The following is a 21,511-nucleotide window of genomic DNA, read 5'->3' as shown; positions in this document are numbered from 1 at the left end:
AAGTTTATTTTTTGCAATTACCGATGTACACTTTTTCTTCATAATAATTTGAAAATACATTAAAAAATTTCTGCTGCGATCTATTTAACTCAGCTTGACTGATATAAAAAATTTTTTCTAAACATTTAATTAATTCTGCTTCTGAAGAGGAGTAATACTATTTTCTTACAGCCATACCAATCACTATAAAAACCATAAAACGGTTGCAGCACACCATACGGAAAGAGATATGCAGTTAAAATAATACTTGCCTGAGAAATAGGGCTGCCAAAATCCACTGAAATATCGGGTAAAAGAAGTGAAGCCACCCAATTATCTGCGGCTGAAATAAACCCAGCAAATCCGGGTAAGATAAGAACAAAATAAATTTTTTATAAAATTCATCATTAATTCAGCTTAATATTCTGAGTTATACATTTTGTTACATATCGAAAAAATTTTAACAATCAGGTCACTATTATAGTCCTGAATATTTTCATTTATATATCAAATGATTAACAGATACATTTTAATTATATATTAATGATTACAGAGAACCGGCGCGTCTTTCAACGATCCTCATTAATTATTTATAATCAACTTTATCGAAATTATTTCAACAACCAATCCTAAAGAAGAAATATCAATTCCATCAATCTTAATAAATTGATTCATATACAAATTTTCGACATAAATCAAACCTTCATCAGCAAAAATTAAATATAATATTCAATCTGTTGAGAGTGAATTAGCATTGCTCAATATGATTAATCCATTGCTATACTGTTTGTTTAATTCAATAACAAACAGATTTAGTGCAGATAAAATACAGTAAGTGCATTTATCGGATGATAGTCCGCTATCTATTATTGATTAAATCTGTAAGCCACAGAAACTAATATTGTCTTTTGTATCTATAAAGTGAGCATTAAATGTCAGGAAGAAAAATATTTACCGCAAGCCGTCTTATCCGGCTGAGCTTATTACTGCTGTCGGCTACCGCTATTACCTCCTGCGGCGGCAGGTTTGAACCTTTTGTCGGCGTTACTTCCGGCAAAAACAAAGCCTACGCTGCACCAGTGGAGGCACTTGTATACGTCTATGAAAATATTTCCGGTGGTTCAATCAATGGTGGCTGCATTCCGAATACTAATGGTGTCGACGATTATGAAGTTGGTAAAAAACGCTTTGGTGGAGGATCTACTTGTGGAGCTGCCTATCTGCCGGCGAAATGGAAACCGGGTATGACTGCGCGTATTAACTGGAGGGTTTTGCCATATCCGGGCTGGCATGCGAGAGGATTAGATTTGCCTGGTGTGAATGTTGACGAAAAAGAACGGGCTACTATTCAGCAATACAGTGAAAACTATTCAGCAGTAATCCCATTACCACCTCCACCACCATCTGCCGGTGATGATTTTGGCAAGGTAGCAAATATCACAGTGCATTTTCTGGCCTGTAATCAATTGTATATTACTTACGGTACAGTAGAAGAAGGCAGAAATACGCCAATGCATTACAAATTGTTTGCGAAAAGCCAGAAACTGTGTACCCCCCGCCCGTCAATCAAATCCATGGCGGATTACCGGCGTAATAAAGCCAAGCTGGATGCAATCAAGCAGGAGCGGGCAAATATTAAGCAGGTAATCCTGCCGGAATATATAAAGGAACTGGAGCAGCAGGGCAAGCTGCCGGTTACTGCTAAATAGACTGGCGGTTTTTGCTGCTTAGTGCGCCGGTTGATTTGGCAACAGTGACAGCCATCGCCGGCGCTGCAACCGGCACTTTCACCACAACGGAATGAATCCCGCATAGCCATAAAAATAAATAAAAACCAGAATATCGCAATATTATGCTGTAAAAAATTAATATATACATAAATAATGTCTTAGTCCGGAAAATTAATTATATTCAGCATATTAATATAAACAATATCCTGCGCCAATAGCTGTAATTGTATAAAATACTGATATGTAATAAAAGCCGGAAGCGATACCATCAACTAAAACCGGCAGAAAGCCGGCAAAACAGACACGGCTGCTAATACAAAGTTAACCCCGAATTTTGCATAAAAATACCGTATCAATTCAAGAATAGTGAGAATCAAATGTCCGGAAGAAAAATATTTACGGCAAGCCGCCTTATCCGGCTGAGTTTATTGCTGCTGTCGGTAACCGCGGTTACCTCCTGTGGCGGAGGTTTCGAACCCTTTGTTGGCGTTACTTCCGGTAAAAACAAAGCTTATGCTGCGCCAGTGGAGGCACTTGTATACGTCTATGAAAATATTTCCGGTGGTTCAATCAATGGTGGCTGCATTCCGAATACTAATGGTGTCGACGATTATGAAGTTGGTAAAAAACGCTTTGGTGGAGGATCTACTTGTGGAGCTGCCTATTTGCCGGCGAAATGGAAACCAGGTATGACTGCGCGAATTCACTGGCGAGTGCTACCATATCCTAAATGGCATCCAAAAATGTTAAATTTGCCCGGTGTGAATTTTGATGAAAAAGAATCAGCTATTATTGGTCAATATGATGAAAATCATTCAGCGGTAATTCCTTTACCACCTCCGCCACCGTCTGCCGGTGATGATTTTGGCAAGGTAAGTAATATCACAGTGCATTTTCTGGCTTGTAATCAGTTATATATTGATTACGGTACTACAGATGATGATACCCGTGAAGCAGTAAAGAAACAGTTTGAACTATTTAGGAAAAGCCAGAAACTATGCACACCGCGCCCGTCAATTAAATCCATGGCAGATTACCGGCTCAATAAAGCCAAGCTGGATGCAATCAAGCAGGAACGGGCTAATATTAAGCAGGTAATTCTGCCGGAGTACATTAAAGAACTGGAGCAACAGGGCAAACTGCCGGTTACTGGTAAATAGACTGGCGGTTTTTGCTGCTTAGTGCGCCGGTTGATTTGGCAACAGTAACAGCCATTGCCGGCGCTGCAACCGGCACTTTCACCACAACAGAATGAATCCCGCATAGCCATAAAAATAAATAAAAACCAGAATATGGCAATATTATGCTGTAAAAAATTAATATATACATAAATAATGTCTTAGTCCGGAAAATTAATTATATTCAGCATATTAATATAAATAATATTCTGCGCCGGTAGTGGTAATTGTGTAAAATATTGATATAGGTAGTAAAAGCCGGAAGCGATACCATCAACCAAAACCGGCATAAAGCCGGTAAATCAGACACGGCTGCTAATACAAAGTTAACACCGAATTTTGCATAAAAATACCGTATCAATTTAAGAATAGTGAGAATCAAATGTCTGGAAGAAAAATATTTACGGCAAGCCGTCTTATCCGGCTGAGTTTATTACTGCTGTCGGTAACCGCGGTTACCTCCTGTGGCGGAGGCTTCGAACCTTTTGTCGGCGTTACTTCCGGTAAAAACAAATCCTATGCTGCGCCGGTAGAGGCTCTTGAATACAATTATGAAAATGTACATGGCGGTTCAATTAATGGTGGTTGTATTCCGAATACATCGGGAGTAGATGATTATGAAGTCGGTAAAAAACGCTTTGGCGGAGGATCTACTTGTGGAGCTGCCTATCTGCCGGCGAAATGGAAGCCTGGTATGACTGCACGTATACACTGGACAGTGTTACCTTATCCGGGCTGGAGACCTCGTGGTTTAAACTTACCCGGTGTTAATGTAGATGAACATGAATATCAAACTATAATGCAATATACTGAGAGTCATTCAGCAGTAATACCACTCCCACCTCCACCACCATCTATGGGTGATGATTTTGGTAAGACAAGTAATATTACTGTCCATTTCCTAGCTTGTAACCAAATATATATTGATTATGGCACCAAAGATGATGATGCTCGTGATGCAGTCAAAAAGCAGTTTGCATTATTTGCGAAAAGCCAGAAACTATGTACGCCACGCCCGTCAATCAAATCCATGGCGGATTACCGGCGCAATAAAGCCAAGCTGGATGCAATCAAGCAGGAACGGGCAAATATTAAGCAGGTAATTCTGCCGGAATATATTAAAGAACTGGAGCAGCAGGGCAAAATTCCTACGCCGAGTAAATAAAATATCATTTAATTTTTCGCAGCCATACCGCAGATTGCCGGTATGGCTGCGTTTTTTATATTGTGTTTTTATTTATAATTATGTAAACAAAACTACAGAAACTGTATTAAATATGTTAAAATAAGCGGTTATGAAAACGGTGCATTCAGATAGCGCTTATATCGGCATAAATGCACAGACCAGGGAGCAGCGTCGGCATCCGGGCAAACAGAATCAGCCTGCCTCACAATACGAAGTACTACCGGCCACCGGCACTCAGCTTATTTGTATTTCTTAGTTAAAGAGGGAAACCAGTTATGGCGAGTAACGACGATAATAAAAAACAGCCGAATGCACCTGCCGGTGCTCCGCAGCCGGGAGGTGCCGGCGGCGGTAAACCGGGTGCAGGCGGAAAGCCTGCCGGTGGCGGTGCCGCAGGCGGTAAGCCGGGCGCAGGCGATAAACCTGCTGGTGCCGCAGGAGCGGGCAAGCCGGGTGGCGGCAAAGCGCCGCTGCCTGGGTCGAACAATCCGACCAATAAAGTAATCAGTATAAATAGCATCACTGCCGGCCACTCGCCAGAGCAGAATGATTTCGGAATTTATAAGGATGGTGACGCTGCCGATGCTGCCAATCATCCGTCTCCAGCCAACCCGAAAAAACCGCAGTCCGGGCAAAACCAGCCGAACAAGCCCCAGTCCGGGCAAAACCAGCCGAATAAGCCGGCAGCTTCGCAGCAAGGTCAAAAACCGGGCGCTAAAACACCGGCGAATACAACAGCGAATGGTAACAAGCCCGACGACAAATTTCTGCCGCAAACCGGGCCGGGAGTCCCCGCTCTGGACAAACCGCCGAGTATCGGAAAAAAGATCGGCGATAAGCTTAAGCCGTATTTGCCGACGATTAAGCCGATTGAATTTCAGTGGCCGGGCGTGCTGAAGCCGGATGAATTTCCCACTGCCGCCGGTGGCCGCCTGCCGGCTTCCATCAGCAGCATTCAGGAAAACCGCAAAGACAATAATTTTGTCGACCGCACTAAAGCCAAGCCGTGCCAGAAAGTGCTTAAAATCAGCTTCTTTTTTGATGGCACCAATAATCATGAAAAAGCTGACAGCGTGGTATCGGGTGCTACACCACCGACCGCAGAGCAGCTTGATCCGCTTAAAGAAGCCGCAGCTCAGCAGGCAAAGCTGATTAAGCCGTATACTTATCCGCGTACTTCCAATGCCGCACGTCTGTTTCATGCCTGTATGGGTGCAGGTGGTCGCCCCGGCGATAATGATAGTAATGAGGAAATGATTAAATACGGCTGGTTCCGGCATTATATTCAGGGCGTCGGCACCCGCTTTGAGGAAATCGGCGATGATGATCCGGGCATGCTTGGCGAGGCACTGGCGAAGTTCGGCCAGGCGCGGATAAACTGGGGTTTAACCCGTTTATGTGCCAGCTTAGGTATCAGTAAAATATTTAATGAGCAGAAACTGCCGCAGGAAACGGCGCAGAAAATGGTAAAAGGCATGGATTCGCGTGCCGGGCGCAAAAGCCAGCTCGACAGCTTTCTGGATACCTTGCAGCGCCCGGATTCCAAACCATTACCCGATGCAATTAAGCTGTATGTGGTCGGCTTTTCCCGCGGTGCCGCCGAGGCGCGCACCTTTATGAACTGGCTGCTCGACTATCTGCTCGACCGTGATGAAAATGCTGACGCACGCGAGCAGCTGGAAAAGCTGATGGCGGAGCAGGAGAAAGAGCGCATCAAACAGCGTAAAGACGACCGCGCTAAAGCCAAAGAGGAAGCCGAGGCGAAAAACAAAGACAAATCAGACGAGCAGGACAAGGATAAAGCCAAGCAGCCGGCTCCTGCCGCCGCCGCGCCGGTAAACAGCAGCGCTACCAAAGCCGCCATGCAGCGGGTGCAGGCGCAGGCTGCTACCATGAGCGCCAGTGCTCCCAAAGGCAACAAACCGGCTAAGGCCGATAATAAGAAAGCAGAAAAACCCTATGAAGGCATAGAGCTGAAACTGCTCGGTATCCCGATTTATGTGGAGATGTGCGGCTTGTTTGATACCGTTGCCACAGTTGGTATGTCGCCGCTGGTGGCTATGGTTACCGGTCACTGCTCATGGGCGCATCGCACCATGTCGCTGCAGCGCGCTGGCAGCGCCGGTTTTATTAAAAACTGCTACCACTTTGTTTCCGCGCATGAGCAGCGCAAAAGCTTCTCGGTCGACAGTATCTGTGTTGACGGCGGCTATCCGAAAGGCAATTTCAAGGAATATATCTATCCCGGTGTGCACTCCGATATCGGCGGTGGCTATCCGCCCGGTGAGCAGTTTAAAAGCAATTATGGCATCGGGCATGTGCTCTCGCAGATTGCTCTGCATGATATGTATGCGCGCTGCTGGCAGCATGGTATGCCTTTACAGATATGGGGAGAGCATCCAGTTTTGGCTAAAGATATACAAAAGCATCCACGCTTCAAGCTGAAAAACTATGAATTTATGGATGTAATGACTGTCAAGGAGTTTGATACTCAGCCAGAGATGGTTGAGCGCTTTAATGCCTGGCTAAAAACACTGGAAACCTCGAATATCAGCACCGCACTGCAAAAGCAAGTCCATCATTTTACTGCCTATCGGATTCTGCGCTGGGTACGCTCCGGTATTGCCGGCTATGCGCGTTTCCTTGGTTTACAGCTTTCGAAGGATGGCAGCGTCGGAGAAAAGGAAGACAAAGAAACTAAAAACGGCCGTACGGATATTATCAATAAAGGGCGTAAAGAGGCCAACGAAGCCGGTAAAGGCAATTTCCCCGATAAGCCGGTTGCCGATAATGATGAAATGTGGAAGCAGGCCGGTCTGGAAGATATTCCAAAAGAAAAACGGCAGGAGTTTCTCGATGGCATTATCAATAAAAATTACGTACCCGGCAACGACGGCTGGGACTTGATTGAAGGCGCCAAGGATTTCAAAGCCGATTATCTGCATGAATTTCATCTGGAGAATATGCTTTCCGCCGGTTTCCTGCTTGATACCCTGTTTGCCGGCAGCATGTATATGCTGAATAACGACGACGAAGCTGCCGAATACAAAGACATTCATGATAATGGCGATGAGCTGTATTTCGGCGCAAAAGTTGCTGATCTTAAAACGCCTGCATCAGGTAATACCAATACCCTTCCGCTGCCGCCACTGGCGAAAAATATTGTTGCCTCAGGTCCGCCGGCAGGCGGTAGTGCACCGGCAGACGGTAAAGGGCAGAAAGGCGAGAATAAAACCAAAATGCCATGGGATTATTCAACGCAGGAAATCAGCGAGATGTTCAAGAATGCCGATAAAGGCGCACTGGTTACCGGTACTCTGCTCGATGTCCTGCGCCAGCGCTATCAGAAGAATCTCCACGGCCTCGAACTGGCTACAAGTTCGGTGATGGATATCTGGCAGCGGCTGCAGAAGGCAGATTTGAGTGAGAAAACGGCGATTATCAACCGGCTGAAAAACCATGCAGAAAAATATTCCGCCAATTATCCGCAGATGGTGCAGATTTTCGACGACCAGATTCATGATTCACGCGCCTGGTTTATGCATGATTCGCTGCTGCAAAGCCGTGAACCGTTTACCAGCTATTTTGCCCACCGTCTGGTGTTCAGCGGCGGCTTTTCGAATAAACCGCTGTCGCCGGTGCTGCTGGCGAATCGCGTGGTCGGGATAGCCGGGATTGCCCGCAGCGCCTATATGAGCGTGAAATACGGCAATCCGGCCTATATTCTGATTGGTCTGAATAATCCCGAGCTGTTTGTTACCGATGCAGACAGAGCCGCATGGAACCTGCTTACTCAGGACTATCAGGCACTGGCTATCGATCCGGATACCGGTAAAATTCTGCCGACTGCCGACAATCTGAAAAAGCTGCGTCAGTTCACCAAGGATTTGCAAACCGCCACCCAGCAGATTAAAGCCGAATATGACAAGCAGAAGCCGTGGACCGATAAGGAATTTCTCGATAAAACCCTCGGTCAGGTTATTCAGAACAGTGATGAAACCATCAAGAATCTGAATGAAATCCGCGAGCTGCTTACCGAGCAGCAAAAGGCGCTGGATAAGATGAAAGAGTCCAATGCCCAGCTGAAGCAGCAGGCTGAGCAGGTGAAACAAATGCTGGATAAGGTTACCGAGAATCAGAAACAACTGGAAAATGCGGTGCAGCAGGCTAAAGCCGGCACACTGGATAAGCAGCAGCTGCAGGAAGCCCTTAAACAGGGGATGACCGTTTATTCCGATCCGGTAGCGGCGCTGCCGCAGGCGAGCCTGATGCAGCCGCCCGGTCTGGAAGACATCAGCAAAGACAGTCTGGCCGAGCATTTACGCCAGCAAATCAGCCAGTACCAGCAAAACAGCCGCATCAGCGCGCAAAACAGTACTGCCTTGCTGGAGAGCGGTGCACAGGATCCGCAAACCCTTGCGCAGGCTTTTTACAACAACAGCGGCGGCGATATTTACGATCAGGCAGTAGAGCAGATGGGTAAATCTGCGCTCAGCCGGCTTGGTCTCGGCGACCTGGAAATCAACCAGTATCTGCCGGAAAACATTGCCAGCCGCAGCCAGCCGGAAATCGCCAGCCTGTTGCAGCAGCTGCAAAGCGGTAATATTCCGCCGCAGATGCAGGCGATTTCGCCGCAAAAAATCGAATTGATTAAAAAAGTACTGCAAAGCTGGCTGCTGTAGCCGTAAGCGGCACGCAGCGTTGTATTCACGCTGCCTTTGTTGCAACGCCATTGCCGCCGTACCGGGGCAATGGCGTTTTATTCTGCTGCTCTGCCTGTATGTGAGTAAAGCGCATAGCCAGAATTTTTATCATCGCCGCTTAATTGCTTAAGCTGTTAACAAATATACTGCGCTATTGTGTATGATTGTGTAATATATTGATATATGGAATAAATACCGGAAGTAATACGATAGCTAACAATTGAATAAAGGGGAAGGTGCAGATGCAGCGATGAAATCAATTATTAAATACACAATGCAGTAATCACAGCGTTTAACCCAAGAAGAGTGAGAATCAAATGTCTGGTAAAAAAATATTCACCGCTAGCCGCTTTATCCGGCTAAGTTTATTGCTGCTGTCGGCTACCGCCATTACCTCCTGTGGCGGCGGTTTTGAACCGTTTGTCGGCGTTACTTCCGGTAAAAATAAAGCTTATGCGGCGCCGGTTGAGGCATTGGAATACAACTATGAAAATGTACATGGTGGTTCAATCAATGGTGGTTGTATTCCGAATACACCGGGCGTAGATGATTATGAGGTTGGCAAAAAACGCTTTGGTGGTGGTTCAACTTGCGGTGCCGCCTATCTGCCGGCGAAATGGAAACCGGGTATGACTGCGCGTATTAACTGGACAGTGTTACCTTATCCGGGTTGGCATGCAAGAGGATTAAATTTACCAGGGGTCAATTTTGATGAAAATGAAAAAAAAGCAATAGCGCAATATCATGAAAGTCATTCAGCAGTAATTCCTTTACCGCCTCCACCGCCATCTGCCGGTGATGATTTTGGCAAGGTAAGGAATATCACAGTGCATTTTCTGGCCTGTAATCAATTGTATATTACTTACGGTACAGTAGAAGAAGGCAGAAATACGCCAATGCATTACAAATTGTTTGCGAAAAGCCAGAAACTATGTACCCCGCTCCCGTCAATCAAATCCATGGCAGATTACCGGCGTAATAAAGCCAAGATGGATGCAATTAAAAAAGAACGTGACAATATCCAGCAGGTAATCCTGCCGGAATATATTAAGGAGCTGGAGCAGCAGGGCAAGCTGCCGGTTAGCAGTAAATAAGTTTTGCAGGCTAGCTATGGTCGCCGGCTGACAACTTACCGGTGCAAGTAAGCTTGCGCCGGCAAGCCTGAACTGTTCTCTTTGCAAAAAAGCCGGCTGATTTAGCCATAGCCGGAATCTTCTGAAAATAACGCCATTGTTCCCATACGGGTACAGTGGCGTTTTATTATCCGCAGTGTAAATATCGGTTCGACTAATAAAAAACTTTCGTTTCTGCGCCAGATGTTGGTAATATCATTGCATAAAAACTGACAGATGTAAGCAGTACCGGCAACAGGACGATAACAAAACCGGAATAAAGCGGAAATCAGAGATGCAGCGATGAAATCAATTATTAAATACACAATGCAGTAATCACAGTGTTTAACCCAAGAAGAGTGAGAATCAAATGTCTGGTAAAAAAATATTTACTGTAAGCCGCCTTATCCGGCTAAGTTTATTGTTATTGTCGGTAACCGTTGTTACCTCCTGTGGCGGAGGCTTCGAACCCTTTGTCGGCGTTACTTCAGGTAAAAATAAATCCTATGCCGCGCCGGTAGAGGCACTGGAATATAACTATGAAAATATGTCCGGAGGTTCGATTAATGGTGGCTGTATTCCGGGAACCAACGGTGTTGATGATTATGAAGTTGGTAAAAAACGCTACGGCGGTGGTGCTACTTGCGGAGCTGCCTATTTGCCGGCGAAATGGAAACCGGGTATGACTGCACGTATATATTGGCGCGTTTTACCTTATCCTAGGTGGAATCCTAGAGGTTTAGATTTACCCGGTGTTAATTTTGATAAAAATGAAGCAGCTATTATAGCTCAGTATGATGAAAATCATTCCGCAGTAATACCATTACCCCCGCCTCCACCATCTGCCGGTGATGATTTTGGCAAGGTAGCAAATATCACAGTGCATTTTCTGGCCTGTAATCAATTGTATATTACTTACGGTACAGTAGAAGAAGGCAGAAATACCCCGATGCATTACCAGCTTTTTGCGAAAAGCCAGAAACTGTGTACGCCACGCCCATCAATCAAATCCATGGCAGATTACCGGCGTAATAAAGCTAAGATGGATGCAATTAAAAAAGAACGTGACAATATCCAGCAGGTAATCCTGCCGGAATATATAAAGGAACTGGAGCAGCAGGGCAAGCTGCCGGTTACTAGTAAATAGACATATAACGGGCTGTGAATATTATCTGTAGTGTTTTTTAAAACAAGAATAGAAGAGTGAGCATTAAATGTCTGATAAAAAAATATTTACGGCAAGCCGCCTTATCCGGCTAAGTTTATTGCTGCTGTCGGCAACTGCCATCACCTCTTACGGTCGAGGTTTTGAGCCCTTTGTCGGTGTTACTTCAGGTAAAAATAAATCCTATGCCGCGCCAGTTGAGGCTCTTGAATACAATTATGAAGATTTGTCAAGAGGTTCAATCAATGGTGGTTGTATACCGAATACATCAGGAGTAAATGAGTATGAGGTTGGTAAAAAACGCTTTGGTGGTGGTTCAACTTGCGGTGCCGCCTATCTGCCGGCGAAATGGAAACCGGGTATGACTGCACGTATTAACTGGCGGGTTTTACCTTACCCAACTTGGCAGCCAAAAGTATTAAATAAACCCGGATTGGTTTTTGATAGTCAAGAATCAGCTATTATGGATCAGTATGCTGAAAATTATTCAGCAGTAATACCATTACCACCCCCGCCACCAACTGCCGGAGATGATTTTGGTAAAGTAAGTAATATTACTGTTCATTTTCTAGCTTGTAATCAGTTATATATTGATTATGGCACCACAGATGATGATACACGCGAAGCAGTCAAGAAACAGTTCGCGCTGTTTGCGAAAAGTGAGAAGCTATGCACGCCGCGCCCTTTAGTAAAAACCATGGCAGATTACCGGCGTAATAAAGCCAAGATGGATGCAATCAAGCAGGAGCGGGCAAATATTAAGCAGGTGATTCTGCCGGAATACATTAAAGAATTAGAGCAACAGGGCAAGCTGCCGGTTACTGGTAAATAGACGACACATAACGGGCTTTGAATTTTATCTGTAGTGCTTTTTAAAACAAGAATAGAAGAGTGAGCATTAAATGTCTGGTAAAAAAATATTCACCGCTAGCCGCCTTATCCGGCTAAGTTTATTGCTGCTGTCGGCTAGCGCCATTACCTCCTGTGGCGGAAGGTTTGAACCTTTTGTCGGCGTTACTTCCGGCAAAAACAAATCCTATGCCGCGCCGGTAGAGGCACTGGAGTATAACTATGAAAATATGTCCGGTGGTTCGATTAATGGTGGTTGTATTCCCAAAACACCAGGCATAGATGATTATGAAGTTGGTAAAAAACGTTACGGAGGTGGTGCTACCTGTGGAGCAGCTTATCTGCCGGCAAAATGGAAACCGGGTATGACTGCACGTATATATTGGCGAGTTTTACCTTATCCTAGGTGGAATCCCAGAGCTCTAAATTTACCCGGTGTAAATGTTGATAAAAATGAAGCAGCTATTATAGCTCAGTATGATGAAAACCATTCAGCAGTAATACCTTTGCCACCACCGCCAGCATCTGCAGGTGATGATTTTGGTAAGGTAAGTAATATTACTGTCCATTTTCTGGCCTGTAATCAGTTGTATATTGATTACGGTACTACAGACGATGATACCCGTGAAGCAGTAAAGAAACAGTTTGCATTGTATGCTAAAAGCGAAAAATTATGTACGCCGCGCCCGACTATCAAATCTATGGCAGATTACCGGCGCAATAAAGCTAAGCTGGATGCAATCAAAAAAGAACGTGACAATATCCAGCAGGTAATCCTGCCGGAATATATAAAGGAACTGGAACAGCAGGGCAAGCTGCCGGTTAGCAGTAAGTAAGTTTTGCAGGCTTGCTGTGGTCGCCGGCTGACAATTTACCGGTGCAAGTAAGCTTGCGCCGGCAATTCTGAACTGTTGTCTTTGCAAAAAAGCCGGCTGATTCAGCCTTAGCCGGAATCTCCTGAAAATAACGCCATTGTTCCCATACGGGTACAGTGGCGTTTTATTATCCGCAGTACAAATACCGGTTCGACTAATAAAAAATTTCCGTTTCTGCGCCAGATATTGGTAATATCATTGCATAAAAACTGACAGATGTAAGCAGTACCGGCAACAGGGTGATAACAAAAACCGGAATAAAGCGGAAATCAGAGATGCAGCTACCAAATCAATTATTAAATACACAATGCAGTAATCACAGTGTTTAACCCAAGAAGAGTGAGAATCAAATGTCTGCTAAAAAAATATTCACCGCTAGCCGCTTTATCCGGCTATGTTTATTACTGCTGTCGGCTACCGCCATTACCTCCTGCGGCGGCGGTTTTGAACCGTTTGTCGGTGTTACATCCGGTAAAAACAAATCCTATGCCGCGCCGGTAGAGGCATTGGAATACAATTATGAAGATATGTCTGGTGGTTCAATTAATGGTGGTTGTATTCCCAAAACACCGGGCGTAGATGATTATGAAGTTGGTAAAAAACGCTACGGCGGTGGTGCTACGTGTGGCGCAGCCTATTTGTCGGCGAAATGGAAGCTAGGTATGACAGCTCGTATTAACTGGCGGGTTTTGCCTTATCCAGATTGGCGACCAAAAATATTGAATAAACCGGGCTTAGTTATAGATCGTGAAGAATCAGCTATTATGGAACAATATGCTGAGAACTATTCAGCAGTAATACCATTACCCCCTCCACCACCATCTGCCGGTGATGATTTTGGCAAAGTAGCAAATATCACAGTGCATTTTCTGGCCTGTAATCAATTGTATATTACTTACGGTACAGTAGAAGAAGGCAGAAATACGCCCATGCATTATAAACTTTTTGCTAAAAGCGAAAAATTATGTACGCCGCGCCCTATAGTAAAAACCATGGCAGATTACCGGCGTAACAAAGCAAAAATGGATGCAATTAAGCAGGAACGGGCAAATATTAAGCAGGTAATCCTGCCGGAATATATAAAGGAACTGGAGCAACAGGGCAAGCTGCCGGTTACAGGTAAATAGACGACACATAACAGGCTTTGAATTTTATCTGTAGTGCTTTTTAAAACAAGAATAGAAGAGTGAGCATTAAATGTCTGGTAAAAAAATATTCACCGTAAACCGCCTTATCCGGCTAAGTTTATTGCTGCTGTCGGCTACCGCCATCACCTCCTGCGGTGGCGGTTTTGAACCATTTGTCGGTGTTACATCCGGTAAAAACAAATCCTATGCGGCGCCGGTTGAAGCACTGGAATACAACTATGAAAATGTGCACGGTGGTTCAATTAATGGTGGTTGTATTCCCAATACCAATGGTGTCGATGATTATGAAGTTGGTAAAAAACGCTTTGGTGGAGGATCTACTTGTGGAGCCGCCTATTTGCCGGCGAAATGGAAACCGGGTATGACAGCAAAAATTTATTGGAATGTATTACCTTATCCGGGTTGGCATGCAAAAGTTCTTAATGTGCCTGGATTAGAATTTGACCAAAATGAAAAAAATGCAATAGCACAATATCATGAAGATCATTCTGCTGTCATACCATTACCACCACCTCCACCATCTGCCGGTGATGATTTTGGTAAAGTAAGTAATATTACTGTTCATTTTCTGGCTTGTAATCAGTTATATATTGATTACGGTACTACAGATGATGATACCCGTGAGGCAGTAAAGAAACAGTTCGCGCTGTTTGCGAAAAGCCAGAAACTATGCACACCGCGCCCATCAATTAAATCCATGGCAGATTACCGGCGTAATAAAGCCAAACTGGATGCAATCAAACAGGAACGGGCAAATATTAAGCAGGTAATCCTGCCGGAGTACATTAAAGAATTGGAGCAGCAGGGCAAGCTGCCGGTTACTAGTAAATAGATACATAACAGGCTTTAAATTTTATCTGTAGTGCTTTTTAAAACAAGAATAGAAGAGTGAGCATTAAATGTCTGGTAAAAAAATATTCACCGCTAGCCGCTTTATCCGGCTAAGTTTATTGCTGCTGTCGGCTACCGCCATCACCTCCTGCGGCGGCGGTTTTGAACCGTTTGTTGGCGTTACTTCCGGCAAAAACAAATCCTATGCCGCGCCGGTAGAGGCACTTGTATACGTCTATGAAAATATTTCCGGTGGCTCAATCAATGGTGGCTGCATTCCGAATACTAATGGTGTCGACGATTATGAAGTTGGTAAAAAACGCTTTGGTGGAGGATCTACTTGTGGAGCTGCCTATCTGCCGGCGAAATGGAAACCGGGCATGACAGCACGTATCAACTGGGAGGTTTTACCTTACCCAGGCTGGAAAGCACGTATGTTAGATATGCCGGGAGTTAATTTTGATGAAAGTCAAAAAAGTATAATGAGGCAATATTATGAAAACTATTCAGCAGTAATCCCATTACCACCACCGCCAGCATTTGCTGGTGATGATTTTGGCAAGGTAAGAAATATCACAGTGCATTTTCTGGCCTGTAATCAGATTTTTATTGATTACGGTACCCGACAGGAAAATGCACCGGAAGTAGTAAAAAAACAGTTTGAACTATTCGCGAAAAGCCAGAAACTATGTACACCGCGCCCGTCAATCAAATCCATGGCAGATTACCGGCGTAATAAAGCCAAGATGGATGCAATCAAGCAGGAGCGGGCAAATATTAAGCAGGTGATTCTGCCCGAATATATAAAGGAATTGGAGCAGCAGGGCAAGTTGCCGGTTAGCAGTAAATAAGTTTTGCAGGCTAGCTATGGTCGCCGGCTGACAACTTACCGGTGCAAGTAAGCTTGCGCCGGCAAGCCTGAACTGTTGTCTTTGCAAAAAAGCTGGCTGATTCAGCCATAGCCGGAATCTGGAATTTTATTAAAATAACGCCATTGTTCCTCTATTGGGGCAGTGGCGTTTTATTATCCGCAGTGAATATGGCAAATATCGTTTGAATAATAACAAATCTCCAGTTCCGTGCTGGTTATTGATAATATATTTGCATAAAATGCTGATGGATGTATTTAATTATTTTTAATAAAGCAATAAATATAAATAGGAATACAGACCAGTGGAAAAATAAATTAACAGCTAAATCCTGAATATAAAGATAAAACGTTCAGCTGTTAATTTTGCCGGATTGGTTAGATATGCCGATGGTTTTATTTGATATTATAAATTATTTTCTCTGTTATTATTCTCTCGCTAATAATACGGTATGTGACTATTAAAAATTTATTTGGTTAATGATGTTCTTGCCGGATTTTGTGCTCTTTGTTTCGGGATTGTGTACTGCTATTGCGGATTTTGATGGGAGCAGGTGTATTTTTGATACCGGAATTCTGTAAAGTGTGTGTGTTGGTGATGCTGGCATGTTTTAATCTGATAATATTTCTGACCGATGCAAAGATAATTAAAGCAATACATATTAATACGGAGAATCTGGCGCTTGTTTGCAGTGAGCTTATGCGGTTTTTTCTTCTTACGGTTTTATCAGGGTTGAAATAGTAATGATACAGGCGCAAAAGCAGGGAAGGGGTTGCGGTGCGTGCAGATGTCTGTGTTTCCGGGCTGATTTTCCCTTTGCTTTGGGGCTGTTTATCACTGCCTGTTTGTTGCCGGTTTATTTTTTTAAATTTATTCTGCCGGTTGAATTTGTTTACTCGTACCATGATTAATCCTTTGATATCAGTTGCTTCCTGCCGGATATTCGTGCTCTTAATGCCTGAATATCTATTTACCGGTATTAAGACCTGCACTAAGGCTGGTAACTATGCAGGCTGTATGCCGGATTGTGTCTGGCACTAAACCGGAAGAAAGCATGTGTTGATAAAAATTTCGGGTTGTTGATTGTGCGGGTAAAGATGTGTGTATTTTTATTTGAATGAATTTTCAAATTTAATTCTGATAATTGTACATAAAAACTTTGTTTTGTAGTCTGATTATTATATGAAATAAATTAATGCAGATATTAATGTATGCATGGGTTTATGGCGGCTCAGTGATTTATTATGGCTTTTTGTAACTGGCTGATGTGATGCGGTTCGTTTCCGGAAGATGTTTTGCTGAAAATATGTTTACGGAATGAATTGTGTTGAAGGCGCAATGCCATTTTAACGGATGTGGTATGACAGCTTGTGTGTTGTATTCTGTGCTTTACGGCTGGCTGGATTTTTATGCTTTGAATATTAAGTATATTTTATTTGGTACGGGCAGTGTGCGTCTGACAGGTAGGTATTGTCGCTGTTGAGTCTGCCCGATGGCAGACAAAGGCAATTTGGGTTTTTCCGGTGATGGATGCTGAATTTAATTAATCGGTAAATTATTGTTTGTATTTCATCTGATTTGGTTTAGTATTTGCTTAATTATTACTAAACTGTTTAATTGATACGTTTTTGGTTAGTATAATTGTATATTGCTTATATAAATTGGGTATATAATTATTACCTTTTAGTTGGTGTTTTCAGGCGTTTTTATTCTGCAAAACACATTTGCACATATTCAGAAGAACTATGCTTAATAAAGATCAGTTTGCCGATAATCATTTTATACGCTCTATTATTGAGGAAGACCTGCAAAGCGGGAAATGCCGGCAGGTAATTACGCGTTTCCCTCCCGAACCTAATGGTTATCTGCATATCGGCCATGCTAAATCGATTTGCCTGAATTTTGGTCTGGCTTATATTTATGATGGTTTGTGTAATCTGCGCTTTGATGATACGAATCCTGAGAAAGAATCGGATGAGTATGTGCGCTCGATTAAGGAAGATGTGCAGTGGCTGGGTTTCCAGTGGCATGAGGAACGTTTTGCTTCAGATTATTTTGAACGTTTGTATGAGTATGCGCTGGAGCTGATTAAAGCAGGTAAGGCGTATGTGGATGATCTGGATGCTGAGGAAATGCGTCAGTATCGCGGTACGTTAACGGAGCCGGGTAAAAACAGCCCGTATCGTGAGCGTACGATAGAAGAAAATCTGGATTTGTTTGCCCGTATGCGCAATGGGGAGTTTCCGGATGGCAGTAAAACGCTGCGGCTGAAAATTGATATGGCTGCGGGCAATATTAATCTGCGTGATCCGGTAATCTACCGTATCCGCCGCGTGCATCATCATCGCACTGGTGATAAATGGGTTATTTATCCGATGTATGATTATACGCATGCGATTTCGGATGCGATTGAAAATATTACCCATTCGCTGTGTACGCTGGAATTTGAATCACACCGGCCGCTGTATGACTGGGTGGTGGAGAATATTACGATTGCGCATCAGCCGCATCAGTATGAGTTTTCACGGCTGGAACTGCTGTATTCGATTACTTCCAAACGCAAGCTGAATCAGCTGGTAGTGCAAGACCATGTGTCCGGCTGGGACGACCCGCGTATGCCAACTATTTCCGGTATGCGCCGCCGCGGTTATACGCCGGAAGGGCTGCGTCTGTTTGCCAAACGGGTAGGTATTTCCAAGAGCGAAAATGTGGTGGATATGAGTGTTCTGGAAGGTGCTATTCGTGAAGATCTGGAAAGTGTGGCACCTCGGATGATTGCGGTGCTCAATCCGATTAAAGTTGAGCTGATTAATTTTGATGAGGCGATAACGCAAAGCCGTGAAGCACCGTTTCATCCGCATCATCCGGAAATGGGCGAGCGTCTGATACCGCTAACGAAAACGATTTATATTGAAGCAGACGATTTTGCGCTGGAGCCGCCTAAAGGCTGGCAGCGTTTAACGCTGGGCGGTGAAGTGCGCCTGCGTTACAGCTATGTGATTAAGTGTGAGGAAGTGGTGCAGGATGCGTCCGGACGGGTGGTGTCGCTGAAATGCTCGATAGACCATGACACGCTGGCTTCTAAGCCGCAGGGACGTAAGGTGAAAGGTGTTATTCACTGGCTGTCTACTGAATATGCTGTGCCGGCTAAGGTGCGGTTGTATGACCGGCTGTTTACTGTGGAACGTCCGGATGCGGTACGCGGTGATGATGGTCAGTATCGTGATTTTACTGAGTTTCTGAATCCGGCCTCGGTAACAGAAATTGATGCACTGGTGGAGCCTGTAGCAAATACGCTGGCACCGGAAACGCGCTATCAGTTTGAGCGTCTGGGCTACTTTGTGACTGACCGCTATGACCATACTGCGGAAAATCCGGTATTTAACCGTACTGTAACTTTGCGTGATACCTGGCAGGCACAGGCTGAGAAGAAATAATTGTGTCTGTATATGGAAAACCGGCTTTTTGAAGCCGGTTTTTTTATGCTGTAAATAATCTGTCCGGTTTATCCGGCAGCTTGCTAAAATGGGGCAGGTTGTGTTTTCTGGTCATTAGAGGCGGTTTGATGCGAACAATTCCGGTACGTGCAGGTTATCTGGCCAATTTACCGATGCTGCTCAGTATGATGCTGGCGGCACTGTGGGTATGGTATACGGGCAATACGGCTGAAAGTACAGCGCTGTTTCTGGGAATTATTGCCGGCGGGCTGGTGGATCTGGATGATGGATTTACCGGCCGTTTACGCAATCTGTTTTTTACGCTGATACATTTTTCTCTGGCCGCTACTGCGGTGCAGTGGACATTCGGGCATCCGCTGGCGTTTTCGCTGCTGATGGTGTGGGCGGCATTCAGTATGACGATGATGGGTGCTGTTGATGTGCGATACCGCACGATTGCTTTTGGTACGCTGCTGGTGATGCTGTATACGGTGCTGACTTATTCGCCGCTTTTACCCTGGTATACCAATCCGATTATGCTGGTTTGCGGTACCAGTTTGTTTAGTCTGTGTACGCTGGTGCTGCATCTGCTGTTTCCCAACCGGCCGGTGCAGGACAATCTGGCCGGCTCTTTTGCCAGACTAGCCGATTATATGCTGGTAAAAGCTCAGTTTTTTGACCCGGATGAGGTGGATTTGCTTGCAGAAAGGGAACTTGAGCTGGCAATGAAAAATACGGCGGTGATTAATGGTTTTAATCAGTGCCGTACTGCTTTGTTTTATCGTCTGCGCCGGCAGCACCGGCAGCGTAGTATTGGTATGCTGCTGCAATATTATCTGACTGCACAGAATATCCATGAACGTATCAGTTCGCGTCATGTTGATTATGCGGCACTGGCGCACAAGCTGGCACACTCTGATTTAATTTACCGTATTCAGCGCTTGATTGTGTTGCAGGCTCAGGCTTGCCGGCAGATGAGTGAATGCCTGCAGGAAGATAAACCGTATGCATTTAATCTGATGCTTCAGCGTGCCGGTGAAGGTGTGCAGCAGGCTGTGGCACGTTATTGTGCAGAACATGGCAGTGATGAGGATTTACCGGGTTTACAGCAGCTAACGGCTAATATTCTGGCGATTAATGAGCAGCTGTTGTGGCTGGAACAGGTAAAGAATAACAGTAAAGAACAAAACATCGGTGATTTGCAGATTGCCGGGCTGGATGTTGACCGGATACGCGATATTCTGCCGGCGTTAAAAGCACATTTTACTTTTCAGTCGAATGTGTTGCGCCATGCTGTGCGTCTGGCCATTCTGACTGCTGTTACCTGTGTGGTGGTTGAAAGTTTCCATCTGAAAATGGGTTACTGGATTTTGCTGACCGGGGTTATTGTTTGTCAGCCGAATTATTCGGCAACAACAGCCAGGCTGAAACAAAGAATTGTGGGTACGCTGCTGGGGGTAGTAGTCGGTTCGGCATTGCCCTATTTTGTGCCTGCGCTGTCTGGCAGGCTGATAATTGTGGTGGTTAGTACGGTGCTGTTTTTTGCATTCAGGGTTCGTCGCTACAGTTTCTCCACGTTTTTTATTACGGTTCAGGTGCTGGTGGGCTTTGCGATTATCGGTATGGATACGCAGTCAGCCATGCTGTCACGCTTTACGGATACGATTCTTGGCTCTGTGCTGGCATGGTGTGCGGTATCGTATTTGTGGCCAGACTGGCGTTATCTGACGCTGGGGCGGATTGCCGGACGCGCCTTAAGTAGTGACGGTGTCTATCTGCGACAGGTAGCGCAGCAGTTGCAGAACGGGCTGAGCGACGATGTTGTTTATCGCGCGGCGCGACGCAATGCACACGAGCTGGCGGTTACGCTGAGTAATACTGTAGCTGATATGTCGATGGAGCCAAAACGTTACGGGCAACATCTGGCTGAGGGTAAAACCTTGCTGCAACTGAATTATGTATTGTTAAGCTGTATTTCTGCACTGGGTGCGATTCGTGCTCAGGTGGATCGCCTGCGTCCACAGCTGACGCCGGAACAGGTGCAATACTGGATGACGATTGCCGGCAGTCTGGCAGAATTGATGGAGCAGAAACCCGATTCTGCACTTTTTCAAACTAAGTGGGAGGCATTGGCAGAGCTGTTAAAAGTGAGCAGGCCGCTGCCGGATGATGATGTGGTTGAAAAGGTATTATGGCGGCAATTGCATCAGATTCATGTACAGCTGCCACTGTACAGGCAGGCTTTGCGGGCTGATGCCGGAGCAGGCAGGATAGCGGCACAGTAATGCGGCAAACAGGCTGTGAAAGTGAATTAATAAACTATGAAAAATCGGGGTGGAATAAAATAATTGTAGCACAAGCGCTCTTTTATCGATTATGCTGTAGATAGTTTTCTTTAAAATTCAATTACAAAGCGTTTTCAGACGCATGTTATAATTGAAATATCATT

Annotated in this window: 17 protein-coding genes; 14 read left to right on the top strand and 3 right to left on the bottom strand. The window is 44.9% G+C overall.

Going from position 1 to position 21,511, the window contains the following annotated elements; genetic code table 11:
- Window positions 1–125: 125 nt before the first annotated feature.
- Window positions 126–329, bottom strand: a complete 204-nt coding sequence (locus H3U73_RS10840) for an MFS transporter (protein WP_370570149.1) — start codon at window positions 327–329, stop codon at window positions 126–128.
- 582 nt (window positions 330–911) lie between these two features.
- On the opposite strand from H3U73_RS10840, the gene H3U73_RS07320 reads away from it, so the two are divergent.
- From H3U73_RS07320 to H3U73_RS07295, 6 genes are all read left to right on the top strand, one after another.
- Complete coding sequence (locus tag H3U73_RS07320) at window positions 912–1,688, top strand: DUF3304 domain-containing protein (RefSeq protein WP_198190287.1); 777 nt, start codon at window positions 912–914, stop codon at window positions 1,686–1,688.
- 398 nt (window positions 1,689–2,086) lie between these two features.
- Window positions 2,087–2,869, top strand: a complete 783-nt coding sequence (locus tag H3U73_RS07315; RefSeq protein ID WP_198190286.1) for a DUF3304 domain-containing protein — start codon at window positions 2,087–2,089, stop codon at window positions 2,867–2,869.
- A gap of 400 nt (window positions 2,870–3,269) precedes the next feature.
- Window positions 3,270–4,052, top strand: coding sequence for a DUF3304 domain-containing protein (locus H3U73_RS07310; RefSeq protein ID WP_198190285.1), 783 nt, complete (start codon window positions 3,270–3,272; stop codon window positions 4,050–4,052).
- Between the two features lie 130 nt (window positions 4,053–4,182).
- A complete protein-coding gene (locus H3U73_RS07305; protein ID WP_198190284.1) occupies window positions 4,183–4,329 on the top strand; it encodes a hypothetical protein in 147 nt (48 codons plus the stop codon).
- A gap of 19 nt (window positions 4,330–4,348) precedes the next feature.
- Window positions 4,349–8,755 carry a phospholipase effector Tle1 domain-containing protein gene (locus H3U73_RS07300; protein WP_198190283.1) on the top strand — a complete coding sequence of 1,469 codons (4,407 nt, stop codon included), beginning with the start codon at window positions 4,349–4,351 and terminating at the stop codon, window positions 8,753–8,755.
- 338 nt (window positions 8,756–9,093) lie between these two features.
- Window positions 9,094–9,870: a DUF3304 domain-containing protein gene (locus H3U73_RS07295; RefSeq protein ID WP_198190282.1), complete on the top strand. Its 777-nt coding sequence runs from the start codon at window positions 9,094–9,096 to the stop codon at window positions 9,868–9,870.
- A 101-nt stretch (window positions 9,871–9,971) separates the two neighbouring features.
- Here H3U73_RS07295 and H3U73_RS07290 read toward each other — a convergent pair whose 3' ends face one another.
- Window positions 9,972–10,214: a hypothetical protein gene (locus H3U73_RS07290; protein ID WP_198190281.1), complete on the bottom strand. Its 243-nt coding sequence runs from the start codon at window positions 10,212–10,214 to the stop codon at window positions 9,972–9,974.
- Between the two features lie 44 nt (window positions 10,215–10,258).
- Between H3U73_RS07290 and H3U73_RS07285 the strand changes: the two genes are divergently transcribed.
- From H3U73_RS07285 to H3U73_RS07260, 6 genes are all read left to right on the top strand, one after another.
- Window positions 10,259–11,035 (top strand): DUF3304 domain-containing protein, encoded by a 777-nt coding sequence (locus tag H3U73_RS07285; protein ID WP_198190280.1) that lies wholly within the window; start codon window positions 10,259–10,261, stop codon window positions 11,033–11,035.
- A 67-nt stretch (window positions 11,036–11,102) separates the two neighbouring features.
- On the top strand, window positions 11,103–11,885 hold the full coding sequence (locus H3U73_RS07280; protein ID WP_198190279.1) for a DUF3304 domain-containing protein: 783 nt from the start codon (window positions 11,103–11,105) through the stop codon (window positions 11,883–11,885).
- Window positions 11,886–11,955: 70 nt separating this feature from the next.
- Window positions 11,956–12,738, top strand: coding sequence for a DUF3304 domain-containing protein (locus H3U73_RS07275; protein WP_198190278.1), 783 nt, complete (start codon window positions 11,956–11,958; stop codon window positions 12,736–12,738).
- Between the two features lie 389 nt (window positions 12,739–13,127).
- Window positions 13,128–13,904 carry a DUF3304 domain-containing protein gene (locus tag H3U73_RS07270; RefSeq protein ID WP_198190277.1) on the top strand — a complete coding sequence of 259 codons (777 nt, stop codon included), beginning with the start codon at window positions 13,128–13,130 and terminating at the stop codon, window positions 13,902–13,904.
- Window positions 13,905–13,974: 70 nt separating this feature from the next.
- Window positions 13,975–14,757 carry a DUF3304 domain-containing protein gene (locus tag H3U73_RS07265; RefSeq protein ID WP_198190276.1) on the top strand — a complete coding sequence of 261 codons (783 nt, stop codon included), beginning with the start codon at window positions 13,975–13,977 and terminating at the stop codon, window positions 14,755–14,757.
- A 67-nt stretch (window positions 14,758–14,824) separates the two neighbouring features.
- A complete protein-coding gene (locus tag H3U73_RS07260; protein WP_198190275.1) occupies window positions 14,825–15,607 on the top strand; it encodes a DUF3304 domain-containing protein in 783 nt (260 codons plus the stop codon).
- A 494-nt stretch (window positions 15,608–16,101) separates the two neighbouring features.
- Here the strand turns inward: H3U73_RS07260 and H3U73_RS07255 are convergent, their stop codons facing one another.
- Window positions 16,102–16,530 (bottom strand): hypothetical protein, encoded by a 429-nt coding sequence (locus H3U73_RS07255; RefSeq protein ID WP_025330028.1) that lies wholly within the window; start codon window positions 16,528–16,530, stop codon window positions 16,102–16,104.
- 840 nt (window positions 16,531–17,370) lie between these two features.
- Here H3U73_RS07255 and H3U73_RS07250 point away from each other — a divergent pair.
- Together H3U73_RS07250 and yccS are read left to right on the top strand one after the other, a co-directional pair.
- Entirely contained in the window at window positions 17,371–19,062 is a 1,692-nt protein-coding gene (locus H3U73_RS07250) for a glutamine--tRNA ligase/YqeY domain fusion protein (protein ID WP_198185610.1), read from the top strand.
- A gap of 128 nt (window positions 19,063–19,190) precedes the next feature.
- Complete coding sequence (gene yccS / locus H3U73_RS07245; protein ID WP_198190274.1) at window positions 19,191–21,347, top strand: YccS family putative transporter; 2,157 nt, start codon at window positions 19,191–19,193, stop codon at window positions 21,345–21,347.
- The last annotated feature ends 164 nt before the right edge of the window (window positions 21,348–21,511 follow it).

The organism is Snodgrassella sp. W8124, assembly GCF_016100875.1.
GTDB lineage: Bacteria > Pseudomonadota > Gammaproteobacteria > Burkholderiales > Neisseriaceae > Snodgrassella > Snodgrassella alvi.
The sequence above is the reverse complement of the archived record's forward strand: the minus strand, read 5'-3'. Positions and strand labels throughout refer to the sequence as shown.

Coding starts and splice junctions, on each gene's coding strand:
- H3U73_RS07285 (WP_198190280.1), top strand. CDS start 10,259: ATGTCTGGTAAAAAAATATTTACTGTAAGCCGCCTTATCCGGCTAAGT.
- H3U73_RS07265 (WP_198190276.1), top strand. CDS start 13,975: ATGTCTGGTAAAAAAATATTCACCGTAAACCGCCTTATCCGGCTAAGT.
- H3U73_RS07255 (WP_025330028.1), bottom strand. CDS start 16,530: ATGGTACGAGTAAACAAATTCAACCGGCAGAATAAATTTAAAAAAATA.
- H3U73_RS07300 (WP_198190283.1), top strand. CDS start 4,349: ATGGCGAGTAACGACGATAATAAAAAACAGCCGAATGCACCTGCCGGT.
- H3U73_RS07310 (WP_198190285.1), top strand. CDS start 3,270: ATGTCTGGAAGAAAAATATTTACGGCAAGCCGTCTTATCCGGCTGAGT.
- H3U73_RS07270 (WP_198190277.1), top strand. CDS start 13,128: ATGTCTGCTAAAAAAATATTCACCGCTAGCCGCTTTATCCGGCTATGT.
- H3U73_RS07295 (WP_198190282.1), top strand. CDS start 9,094: ATGTCTGGTAAAAAAATATTCACCGCTAGCCGCTTTATCCGGCTAAGT.
- H3U73_RS07320 (WP_198190287.1), top strand. CDS start 912: ATGTCAGGAAGAAAAATATTTACCGCAAGCCGTCTTATCCGGCTGAGC.
- H3U73_RS07250 (WP_198185610.1), top strand. CDS start 17,371: ATGCTTAATAAAGATCAGTTTGCCGATAATCATTTTATACGCTCTATT.
- H3U73_RS07305 (WP_198190284.1), top strand. CDS start 4,183: ATGAAAACGGTGCATTCAGATAGCGCTTATATCGGCATAAATGCACAG.
- H3U73_RS07275 (WP_198190278.1), top strand. CDS start 11,956: ATGTCTGGTAAAAAAATATTCACCGCTAGCCGCCTTATCCGGCTAAGT.
- yccS (WP_198190274.1), top strand. CDS start 19,191: ATGCGAACAATTCCGGTACGTGCAGGTTATCTGGCCAATTTACCGATG.
- H3U73_RS07260 (WP_198190275.1), top strand. CDS start 14,825: ATGTCTGGTAAAAAAATATTCACCGCTAGCCGCTTTATCCGGCTAAGT.
- H3U73_RS07315 (WP_198190286.1), top strand. CDS start 2,087: ATGTCCGGAAGAAAAATATTTACGGCAAGCCGCCTTATCCGGCTGAGT.
- H3U73_RS07280 (WP_198190279.1), top strand. CDS start 11,103: ATGTCTGATAAAAAAATATTTACGGCAAGCCGCCTTATCCGGCTAAGT.